Origin of the sequence: Kitasatospora sp. NPDC058406 (assembly GCF_042722765.1) — a bacterium.
Lineage (GTDB): Bacteria > Actinomycetota > Actinomycetes > Streptomycetales > Streptomycetaceae > Kitasatospora.
On record NZ_JBHXKE010000503.1, the window covers coordinates 1 to 1,419 of the forward strand.

General features: G+C 71.9%; 2 protein-coding genes. Both read right to left on the reverse strand.

Translation table 11 applies throughout. The features are described 5' to 3' along the window. A partial coding sequence (locus ACFWOG_RS40870) for a PIN domain-containing protein (protein ID WP_380364828.1) occupies nucleotides 1-461 on the reverse strand: 461 nt, incomplete at its 3' end. Between the two features lie 477 nt (nucleotides 462-938). Beyond that, complete coding sequence (locus ACFWOG_RS40875) at nucleotides 939-1,343, reverse strand: hypothetical protein (protein ID WP_380364830.1); 405 nt, start codon at nucleotides 1,341-1,343, stop codon at nucleotides 939-941. Nucleotides 1,344-1,419 lie beyond the last annotated feature (76 nt).

The window sequence follows — 1,419 nt, forward strand, 5'->3', positions numbered from 1 at the left end:
GACGCCTTGATCCGCAGCGGGAGGTCCTTGGAGACGACGGTGACGTCGTACCCCTCGGCCTGCAGGTTCCGCGCGACCGCGAGGATGCGGGTGTCGGCCTCGCCGCCCCCGACCCGGTAGCCGGCCGGCAGTATCGACAGGTCGGAGTGGTTGAGCTCGACCCGGATGGTGCCGCCGAGCTCGCCGACCGGGATCGGCTCGTCGAGACGGCCGAAGCGGATCCGGAAGTCGTCGAGCAGCCGCAGCGCCTGGCGGGCGAAGTAGCCCAGTTCGGGGTGGTGCCGCTTGGCTTCCAGCTCGGTGACCACGACCACCGGGAGAACGACCTCGTGCTCCTCGAAGCGGGTCATGGCGAGAGGGTCCGCCAGGAGCACGCTGGTGTCGAGAACGTACGTGCGCCGGTCGCGCTTGCGTGCGTGGAGCCACTGCTCGGGCCGGCTGCCGTGGTCTTCGCTGCTCATCGGGTACCTCCTGGGGGACTGGCCGGAGCGGGAACCGCGGCCCGGGGGACGGGCCGGACGGCGCACGGTCCGCCGGGGCGTGCGACCCTTCGCGGATCGCGACGGACGCCGGATCGGCGGGGTGTTCCGCGACCGCCGACCGTGTCCGGTCCGAAAGCCCGGAGGCATGGGCGAATCATCGGGGGCGAGACCGCCGGAATGCCGACCGGTGCCGTATTCCTTACCGGGGCGACCTCCTTCCGGCGGGGTGGGGAATCGTCGCGGGACGGCTCCTGACCTGCGGTTGTGCGGCTCCGAATGCACGGTGGAAATCCCGGCGGCCGACCGGTCTCGGCCGATCCCGGTCAATCCTCGGGCGGGATCGGGCTACCCGGAATCGGTCCGCACTGCGGTGGGCCGGAAATCCGTCGTCGCTTCGTTGGAAGCACGATAACCAGCGATCCACGCCACGGGAACATGACGTGGATCACGGCGGTGTCACGGTGTGCCGTGCGGACCCGCCCTCCCGCGACCGTAGACGGGCCGGACCGACGGCAGGTGCATCAGCACCTGGGCGGCCGGTGGGAGGAGGACGATCGCCAGGTCGACGACGGGCACAGGTCCGGGGGCGTCGATCGTCAGTACCGCCGTCACGAGGACCAGCAGCAGCGAGAGGGCGGCGAGGACGTCCAGCACCCCCCGCGCACGACGGCCTCCGTGAACGGCGCGGCGGACCGTGACGCCCGACGCGGCCAGCACGCCGATCGCCGGAAGCGGGAGGACGACGTCGCCGGGCTCCAGCCCTGCGGGAATCCGGAGGGAGAACACGTACAGCAGCATCAGGCCCGCGACGAGCAGGAAGAGGGACCAGAGGGCCGATGCGCAGCGCAGGGGAAGGGGCATGTGACCTGTATCCGGTGGAGGTGACGGCGCGGGGAGGGATCCGGGCGGGAGGACGGCGCGCGGGCCGGTACGGGCC

Bases quoted from the DNA above. Each gene is read 5' to 3' on its own strand.
- ACFWOG_RS40875 (WP_380364830.1), bottom strand. From the start codon at position 1,343: ATGCCCCTTCCCCTGCGCTGCGCATCGGCCCTCTGGTCCCTCTTCCTG.